At 47.1% G+C, this 8263-nt stretch carries 8 protein-coding genes; 2 read left to right on the top strand and 6 right to left on the bottom strand.

Annotated elements, in window-relative coordinates; genetic code table 11:
• Positions 1-60 precede the first annotated feature (60 nt).
• The 4 genes from CAG65_RS02660 to CAG65_RS02645 all read right to left on the bottom strand — a co-directional run bounded on the left by CAG65_RS02660 (position 61) and on the right by CAG65_RS02645 (position 4234).
• Positions 61-810: an amino acid ABC transporter ATP-binding protein gene (locus tag CAG65_RS02660; RefSeq protein ID WP_021703225.1), complete on the bottom strand. Its 750-nt coding sequence runs from the start codon at positions 808-810 to the stop codon at positions 61-63.
• Between the two features lie 22 nt (positions 811-832).
• Entirely contained in the window at positions 833-1930 is a 1098-nt protein-coding gene (locus CAG65_RS02655; RefSeq protein WP_021703226.1) for an amino acid ABC transporter permease, read from the bottom strand.
• Between the two features lies 1 nt (position 1931).
• On the bottom strand, positions 1932-3137 hold the full coding sequence (locus CAG65_RS02650; RefSeq protein ID WP_021703227.1) for an amino acid ABC transporter permease: 1206 nt from the start codon (positions 3135-3137) through the stop codon (positions 1932-1934).
• A gap of 68 nt (positions 3138-3205) precedes the next feature.
• On the bottom strand, positions 3206-4234 hold the full coding sequence (locus tag CAG65_RS02645) for an amino acid ABC transporter substrate-binding protein (RefSeq protein WP_021703228.1): 1029 nt from the start codon (positions 4232-4234) through the stop codon (positions 3206-3208).
• 460 nt (positions 4235-4694) lie between these two features.
• Between CAG65_RS02645 and CAG65_RS02640 the strand changes: the two genes are divergently transcribed.
• On the top strand, positions 4695-5633 hold the full coding sequence (locus CAG65_RS02640) for a precorrin-2 dehydrogenase/sirohydrochlorin ferrochelatase family protein (protein ID WP_161451989.1): 939 nt from the start codon (positions 4695-4697) through the stop codon (positions 5631-5633).
• Positions 5634-5668: 35 nt separating this feature from the next.
• Here CAG65_RS02640 and CAG65_RS02635 read toward each other — a convergent pair whose 3' ends face one another.
• Complete coding sequence (locus tag CAG65_RS02635) at positions 5669-6154, bottom strand: YajQ family cyclic di-GMP-binding protein (protein ID WP_021703231.1); 486 nt, start codon at positions 6152-6154, stop codon at positions 5669-5671.
• A 19-nt stretch (positions 6155-6173) separates the two neighbouring features.
• Positions 6174-7226, bottom strand: a complete 1053-nt coding sequence (locus CAG65_RS02630; protein WP_161451987.1) for a 3-deoxy-7-phosphoheptulonate synthase — start codon at positions 7224-7226, stop codon at positions 6174-6176.
• Positions 7227-7433: 207 nt separating this feature from the next.
• Between CAG65_RS02630 and CAG65_RS02625 the strand changes: the two genes are divergently transcribed.
• Positions 7434-8263: putative PEP-binding protein (locus CAG65_RS02625; RefSeq protein WP_161451985.1), on the top strand; the 830-nt coding region annotated here is incomplete at its 3' end.

The raw sequence follows: 8263 nt of genomic DNA, 5'->3' as shown, positions 1-8263 counted from the left end.
CAATATAACAATGAAAAAAGGCGATGAATATCGCCTTTTCAATTAGTTATCATATTTTTGTTAATGATGAAGTATCTGAGCGAGGAAGTTTTGTGTTCTGTCCGACTGTGGATTCTCGAAGAAATCAACGGGATTGTTTTCTTCGATTATCTCGCCGGCATCCATGAATATCACCCGGTCGGCCACTTCTTTGGCAAAGCCCATCTCGTGCGTGACACACAGCATGGTCATGCCTTCTTCGGCTAATTCGACCATAACATCAAGCACTTCGCGCACCATTTCAGGGTCAAGTGCTGACGTTGGCTCGTCAAACAGCATCACTTGAGGGTTCATACATAATGAGCGGGCGATAGCAACACGTTGCTGCTGACCACCAGATAACTGGCCCGGGTATTTATCGGCCTGATCCGGGATTTTGACCCGTTCAAGGTATTTCATCGCGACGGCTTCTGCTTCCTGCTTAGGCATTTTTTTCACCCAAATTGGCGCAAGAGTGCAGTTTTCCAGAACGGTTAAGTGCGGGAACAAATTGAAGTGCTGGAAACACATGCCGACTTCACGGCGCACCGCTTCGATGTTTTTCAAGTCTTCGGTCAGTTCGTTTCCTGACACGATGATCTGACCTTTCTGATGTTCCTCTAAGCGGTTTATGCAGCGAATCATGGTCGATTTTCCTGAACCAGAAGGGCCACAAATAACGATTCGTTCACCTTTTTTAACATCTAAGTTGATGTTTTTCAGCACGTGAAACTCTCCGTACCACTTATTCATGTCCTTAATTTGGATCATGTAGTCTTGTTGTTGCGTCATAATACGTCCTTGAGCTGATTAACTATCGTTTGTGACCGGTATGAAGTTTGTTTTCTAGCCAGATCGAATATCTCGACATGCCGAAACAAAACACCCAGAACACTAACGCGACAAATACATAACTTTCTGTGGCAAAGCCCAGCCAGTCAGGGTCGGTGTTGGCCGCCTGACCAATCCCCAGGACATCAAACATCCCGATAATCAATACCAGGCTGGTATCTTTAAACAGGCCGATAAACGTGTTCACAATCGAAGGAATGGTGATTTTCAACGCCTGAGGAAGGATGATTAGCCCCATTTTTTTCCAGTAGGTCAGCCCAAGCGCGTCGGCGGCTTCGTACTGTCCTTTTGGTATTGCCTGCAAGCCACCGCGCACCACCTCTGCCATGTATGCGGCACTGAACATCACGACACCAATTAACGCCCGGAGCAGTTTGTCGGTCTCAGACCCTTCAGTCAGAAATAAAGGCAGCATCACCGAAGCCATAAACAGCACGGTGATCAACGGAACCCCACGCCATACTTCGATGTAGACGGTACAGATGCTGCGAATGATTGGCATCTCAGAGCGACGACCTAAAGCCAGTGCGACGCCAATCGGTAAGGAGACGATAATACCGACTAGTGCAATGATCAGTGTAACCAGCAAACCACCCCATTTATGGGTATCCACCACTTCAAGCCCGAATACGCCGCCGTACAACAGCGCTGCTGCTAGGAACGGGTAAACATTGACAAAAAAGAGCCAAATCCACAGACGTTTAGGCGTTTTTTCGTAAGCGAGCAGGGCGGTAAATACAGCCAGAGTGAAGTAAAACAGCTTAGGGCGCCATAATTCAGCTTCAGGGTAGAAGCCGAACATAAACTGATCCCAACGTACGCTGATAAATACCCAACAAGCGCCATCGCGAGAGCAAGCGTCACGGGTTGTACCCACCCAATCGGCACTCAGAATAGCCCAATCGAAGACAGCCCAGATACCTGAAAAAGCCAGATAACCAAGGATCAGTGTTAAAACCGAGTTTGCCGGGCTGTTAAACAGGTTTTTGCGTAGCCAGCCGATCACCCCGACCGTATTCGACGGAGGAGGCAGGTCTGGCTGAAATTGATGTACTTTCATATTACCTCTCCACCAACGCAACTTTACGGTTGTATAGGTTCATCAGAGCGGATGTCAGCAAACTCAAGGTGAGGTAAACTGCCATCGTCATCGCAATGATTTCAATTGCCTGACCGGTCTGGTTCAGTGTCGTACCAGCGAATACAGACACCAGGTCCGGATAGCCAATGGCCATCGCCAGCGATGAGTTTTTCGTCAGGTTCAGGTATTGACTGGTGAGTGGTGGGATGATGATACGAAGTGCCTGTGGAATCACGACCAGCTTTAATGTTTTGGCGCGTGGTAACCCCAGAGACATTGCCGCTTCTGTCTGCCCATGGCTGACGGCATTTATCCCGGAACGAACGATTTCTGCGATAAACGATGCCGTATAAATGCTCAGAGCCAGTAGCAGCGCCGCCAGTTCCGGAATGATGGACACTCCACCGCGGAAGTTGAACCCTTTCAGTTCTGGGTAATTTGCGCTGATTGGAGCACCCATGATGAAATACACCACCAGAGGCACGCCGACGCACAGTGTGAGAATGATGCGTCCCATTGGCGTTTGTCGCCCCGTTAGACGCTGTTTGTTTCGAGCCCATATTCCGATAATGACAGATGCCACTATGCCGGCCAGTAGTGTAATAAACACGACACTGGAACCTTGTTCAAATACGGGAGCAGGGAAGTAGAGACCTCGAACGTTCAGGAAAACAGCTTCGCCTAATGAGAGGCTCTGACGCGGGCTTGGTAGAGCCTGAAGTACGGCAAAGTACCAGAAGAAAATCTGCAGCAGCAAGGGGATATTGCGAAATGTCTCGATATAAACGGCTGCAAAACGGCTCACCAACCAGTTAGAAGACAGTCGTGCAATACCAATAACGAATCCAATCACCGTGGCGAGAATAATGCCCAAAAATGATACCAGGGCGGTATTCAGTAAGCCGACGATAAAGGTTCGCCCGTAAGTAAAGGTTTCATTATATTCAATCAACGACAGGCCAATCCCAAAGCCAGCCTCTTGATTGAGGAATCCAAAACCTGTTGCGATGCCTCGCGCATCTAGGTTGGTAAGGGCATTGTTAACAATGGTGTAAAAGAAAAAGATCAGCGCTGCGACAGCAATAACTTGGAACACGACCGATCTGAAGGTGGGATTGTAAAGGAGATTTGTACTCTTGGCTGATCCGTTATCCGGCCTAGAGGCAATATTGTTATCAGGTTTCATACAGCTATAACCTCAAATCCATTTTTTGAAAAAAGGGCGGCTTTAAACCGCCCGTTTCTGGTGTTTCATTAACGGATTGGTGGAGCGTACATAAAGCCACCTGCATTCCACAGCGCATTTACGCCACGTGAAATTTTCAGTGGAGAACCTTGGCCGACAGTGCGCTCGAAGCTTTCACCATAGTTGCCGACTTGCTTAACCACTTGATAGCCCCAGTCATCACGAATGCCCAGGCCTTTACCTTTCGGACCGTCGACACCCAGGATGCGCTTCACGTTAGGATCGTTCGATTTCAACATGTCATCTGCGTTCTTAGATGTAATGCCGTATTCCTCTGCGTTGACCATGGCAAACAGCGTCCATTTTGCAACGTTGAACCATTTGTCGTCATCCTGACGTACAACTGGGCCCAGAGGCTCTTTTGAAATGATTTCAGGTAGTACCACGGCTGAGCTAGGATCGGCCAGATTCAGGCGCAGAGCGTACAGGCCCGATTGGTCAGTTGTCAGCACGTCGCAACGTCCGGCATCGAAACCTTTCGATGTCTGAGCTGCGGTATCAAATACCACGGGTTTGTATGACATGCCGCTGTTTCGGAAGTAGTCAGCCAGGTTGAGTTCTGTTGTTGTACCAGACTGCACACAAACTGATGCACCATCCAGTTCTTTAGCACTCTTGATGCCCAGGTCTTTTTTGACCATAAAGCCCTGACCATCGTAGTAGTTGACGCCCACGAAGTTCAAACCCAGCGCCGTGTCTCGCTGAAGTGTCCAGGTGGTATTACGTGACAGGACATCGATCTCACCCGATTGCAGGGCAGTGAATCGCTCTTTTGCTGTCAGAGGAACATACTTGACTTTGGTCTTGTCGCCCAACACCGCTGCAGCAAGTGCCTGACAATACTCTACGTCAATACCTTCCCATTCACCTTTCGAGTTTGGGTTAGAGAAACCAGGCAGACCGGTACTGACACCACAAGTTAGAAAACCTTGTTTGGTGACTTTTTCCAGAGTGCTTTCTGCTGCTTGCGCGCTTGTTGCCATCAAAGCAGTCGATGCCGCTACTACTGATGCAATAAGTGTTAGTTTATTTGCCATTTGTATCCTTCCTGTATGATCCATGTTAAACCAGGTGACCCCTGATACAACGTACGAATAGAATGTTGTGTATTGTGTTTTATTGGTTGACTCAATCTAGTTGCATTTATACAAATCAACCGTTTATAAGCGTAGGTAAGGAATTGTGTTTTCTCAAATACAGAATATGCATAGATATTTGTATTCAAACGCAAATCCTTGCCATAGTTAGAATGAACAAATGTTACATGAATGTAAATAGTGCAAGAGTGCGCATTATTGGTGCAACAGAATGTATTGATTGATAAGGGGTATTTACACTCTGTTAACATTTTGGTCGATAAAATTTAAGCGGGATAATAAACTAAAGTTTGATTTAAATTTGGAGATAAATATTGTTCTGTGGTTTGGTGGGGTGTGGCTGATGCACTAATTTTGTTAGCATGCTCCGATTAGTTCAAAGCCTTATTCAAGGAATGAAATGCAGTACTTTCCTCTCTTTCTGGATTTAAACAATAAACCAGTACTGGTTATTGGTGGTGGTGAAGTCGCCAGCCGTAAAGTCGATGCTTTACTGCGCGCAGGAGCCGATGTCACGATTGTGTCACCCACGATTGAACCGTTTCTTCAACGCTTGGCTGGTGAAGGAAAGTGTCACTGGATTAAGACCTTCTATTCATCAGAGTACATTGACCGTCGTTACATTCAGGTATGGGCGACCACAGATAACCCGGACCTGAACCATCAGGTACATGCGGACGCCAAAAAGTCGGGCATTCTGGTCAACGTAGTTGATGATCAGCCTTATTGTGATTTTATCACCCCGTCGATGATCACCCGGGGTCGGGTACAGCTCGCTATTTCGAGTGGTGGGGCATCGCCCGTGTTGATCCGAAATTTGCGTGAAACCATCGAATCGGTGTTGCCCCAAAATCTGGGGTTATTAGCAGATTTTGGGGCGTCCAAGCGCAACTCGATTAAGTCAGCGTTGCCGTCTGTGGACTTGCGTCGTAAATTTTGGGAAAGCTTCTTAAACAACCCTAAAGTTGAGCAAGCAAATAGCCGAGAATTGTTAGAGCAGCTTTATCAATCGGCACTGAGTGAGTCACTGGATGATGCTGGACAGTGTACCTGGGTTGAGTATGGTCAGGATGTCGAACTATTGCCTATGAAAGCGTTGCGTCTGATGCAACAGGCTGAACTGGTTTTATACCGGGATGGATGCCCATTCTCATTCATTGATCTGTGTCGCCGCGATGCTGAACGAGAAGGCTTTAAAGATGGTGTCGAGTTATCGTTGAAACTGGAAAATGCGAAAACAGAGCGATTGCGTATTGTGGTTCTGGTGCCACTCAACTCGTCGGAGTATGCGTTATTGGGTGCGGATGATGCACACATACGCCCAGGAGAAATTCGATAACAAAAAAACCGCCAAAGGGCGGTTTTTCATTTCGGTTAGTCGCGAAAATTTTCGAACTGGAATGGTTGGCCAAGTTCTGCTTCGCGAATCAGTGCGATGGCGGCTTGAAGGTCATCGCGCTTTTTACCCGTCACACGAACTTTCTCACCTTGAATTGATGCCTGTACTTTCACTTTGGCGTCTTTGATGAGCTTGACGATTTTTTTCGCTGTGGCGGCATCAATACCTTGTTTGAATACCACTTGCTGGTGCCAGTTTTTTCCTGAAGCTTCTGCGTCTTTCGCTTCCATCGCGTTCACGTCGACGCCTCGTTTAGTCAGGTTAGCACGCAAAATATCGCGCATCTGTTTTAACTGAAAATCGCCTTCGGAGCTTAGCTTGACGGAGTCGTCTTTCTGTATATCAAAGCTGGCTTCTACGTTGCGAAAATCGAAACGGGTAGACAGCTCGCGTGAGGCATTGTCGACTGCATTTCGCAGTTCAACCGCGTCAATCTCAGAAATAATGTCAAATGATGGCATGAATCTGTCCTCTTAAAAATCAACTGCGCGCTTTTACTGCGTCAGCTAGCATATCTAACATCGTTGTGGTGTCATTCCAGCCCAGACAAGGGTCGGTGATGGACTGACCGTAATGAAGACTATGGATGTCATCCATTGGCTGGTTGCCTTCTTCAATGAAACTTTCTGCCATGATACCAGCAACGTAGTTTTTTCCAGATTTAATCTGCTCGCAAATGTCTTTGGCAACATCAAGTTGTTTGCGATGCTGTTTTTGGCAGTTAGCGTGGCTGAAGTCGACGATCAAGCGCTGTGGCAGATTAAACTCAGCGAGCTTTTGGCACGCTTGTTCTACAGATGTCGCGTCAAAGTTAGGGCCTTTATCACCACCACGAAGAATGATGTGTCCATATGGGTTACCACTGGTGCGGTACACGGTCATACGGCCATTTTTATCTGGAGAGTAGAAGTAGTGTGAAGCCTTCGATGCGCGAATTGCATCAATGGCGATTTTAACATTACCGTTTGTTCCATTTTTGAATCCGACGGGGCAAGACAGAGCAGAGGCCATCTCACGATGGATTTGGGATTCAGTTGTGCGTGCACCGATCGCGCCCCAGGTAATGAGGTCAGCAATGTACTGGCCGGTAATCATGTCTAAGAATTCAGTCGCGGTAGCCAGACCAAGTTTATTGATATCCAGAAGAAGCTTACGTGCTTTGTTCAATCCAGCTTCCAGCGCGTAAGAACCGTCAAGGTTTGGATCGGTAATCAGACCTTTCCAGCCGACGACAGTACGCGGCTTTTCAAAGTAAGTACGCATGACAATGAACAGTTGATCTTTGTACTGCTCCTGAATTGCTGCGAGACGTTGTGCATAATCCAGCGCGGCTTTTGTGTCGTGCACAGAACAAGGGCCTACAATAACAAGAAGGCGGTTGTCTTCACCTGTCAGAATGTTCTCAATTTGGCGACGGGATTGTTCGATTCGCTCGGCTACGTCGTCGGTGATGGGATGAGCATGACTCAATTCAGCCGGTGTTGGCATTGGCCCCAGTGCCTGGGTTCTCAATTCATCTGTTTTTAATGGCATAAGGCAGCCTGTTGTATCTATTGCGAAGCAGTAAAGATAACGGAATTGTGATTAGGAATAAACTACTTATCCCTAATCTAATTGGGACGAAATCGTTTGTTTGCTGATTTATGCATTTTAAATAAATAAAATGTCATTTGTGGCTTGTGTTGTGCGGTTTCTGTGGTTATTTTCAACGGATAATCTCTTGATTCACATGGAGCTGTTATGAGTCACGAAAGTCAAAATGCTATTCATTCCCAGATTCAGCCGGGAAGTGTACATCCGACACATGTCGAAGCCATCAGCGGGTCACACCTTTATGTGTCACTCTCTGAACTTATTCTCGACAAACTTTTTTATCACCCAGCCGTCAATACTGATGATGAGGAACTATCAGATACTGAGCGAGATGCATTGCATGCGATTGTTGGCCAAGCCGAACCAGGCGTTCATCTGGTTGAGTCTCTGGTGAGTGAGATTGAAGCGGCGATCCAGCCAGCGCATCAGGCAATTCGTGTTGCTTTAAGTGATGCAGATAGTCGCAGCTATATTGCACTGATTGGCGGGCATACTTCCGAAAAAGAAGAACATAACCCGTTAATGGGGACACGTGGCGTTTCCCGTTTTGCCAGTCGCTGTTATAGCCCTGCGTTTGTGCTTGAATGCGAAGTGATAAAACGCTTGCGTAAAAACGGTCACGATATACAAATTGTGGTACCGTTTGTGCGCGCATTGTCCGATGCAGCCAAAATCATTGATCTGTTGGCAGAGCAGGGGCTACCCAGAGGCCTTGAGGGGCTGAAAGTGTTGTACAGTGTTAATGTGCCGTCTGCTGCACTACTGTCTGAACGCTTGCTGCACTACTTTGATGGGCTCGTAATTGATGTGGATTCACTCACGGAGTTTACGTTTGGAGTGGATAAAACAAATCAAGGGCTTACCCCTTTGTTTGACCCAGAAAATGAGGCGGTGCTCACGCTAATTGATACTGCTGTGCATGCCGCGTCTTCATCGTCTAAACCAGTGTTATTACTGATTCAGGCGTTAGCAGAATA

The organism is Vibrio sp. V39_P1S14PM300 (assembly GCF_009904765.1).
Lineage (GTDB): Bacteria > Pseudomonadota > Gammaproteobacteria > Enterobacterales > Vibrionaceae > Vibrio > Vibrio proteolyticus.
The sequence above is the reverse complement of the archived record's forward strand: the minus strand, read 5'-3'. Positions and strand labels throughout refer to the sequence as shown.

Coding starts and splice junctions, on each gene's coding strand:
- CAG65_RS02655 (WP_021703226.1), bottom strand. CDS start 1,930: ATGAAAGTACATCAATTTCAGCCAGACCTGCCTCCTCCGTCGAATACG.
- CAG65_RS02630 (WP_161451987.1), bottom strand. CDS start 7,226: ATGCCATTAAAAACAGATGAATTGAGAACCCAGGCACTGGGGCCAATG.
- CAG65_RS02640 (WP_161451989.1), top strand. CDS start 4,695: ATGCAGTACTTTCCTCTCTTTCTGGATTTAAACAATAAACCAGTACTG.
- CAG65_RS02660 (WP_021703225.1), bottom strand. CDS start 810: ATGACGCAACAACAAGACTACATGATCCAAATTAAGGACATGAATAAG.
- CAG65_RS02645 (WP_021703228.1), bottom strand. CDS start 4,234: ATGGCAAATAAACTAACACTTATTGCATCAGTAGTAGCGGCATCGACT.
- CAG65_RS02650 (WP_021703227.1), bottom strand. CDS start 3,137: ATGAAACCTGATAACAATATTGCCTCTAGGCCGGATAACGGATCAGCC.
- CAG65_RS02635 (WP_021703231.1), bottom strand. CDS start 6,154: ATGCCATCATTTGACATTATTTCTGAGATTGACGCGGTTGAACTGCGA.